General features: G+C 61.2%; 2 pseudogenes. Both read left to right on the top strand.

The features are described 5' to 3' along the window. Nucleotides 1–115: pseudogene (locus SB756_RS30645) on the top strand (lipopolysaccharide heptosyltransferase II); the annotation flags it as partial. 1 nt (nucleotide 116) lies between these two features. Continuing rightward, nucleotides 117–268: pseudogene (locus SB756_RS30650) on the top strand (lipopolysaccharide heptosyltransferase 1); the annotation flags it as partial.

Genomic DNA, 268 nt, shown 5'->3' on the forward strand with positions numbered 1-268 from the left:
GTGTTTTGACCGCACCTGCCGGTTCGGCCACTACAACTGCCTGCGCCAATTGCTGCCGCAGCCGGTCAACGAGGCTTTGCAGCGGTTGCAGGGCTCAGTGGTCGAGGTCCGTTAGTTTGCGCGTATTGGTAATCAAGACCTCATCCCTGGGTGACGTGATTCATGCGTTGCCGGCACTGACCGATGCGGCGCGGGCCATTCCCGGTATCCGCTTCGATTGGGTGGTGGAAGAAGGCTTTGCCGAAATCCCGACCTGGCACCCGGCGGT

Origin of the sequence: Pseudomonas sp. SIMBA_068, assembly GCF_046534705.1 — a bacterium.
GTDB classification, from domain to species: Bacteria; Pseudomonadota; Gammaproteobacteria; order Pseudomonadales; family Pseudomonadaceae; genus Aquipseudomonas; species Aquipseudomonas putida.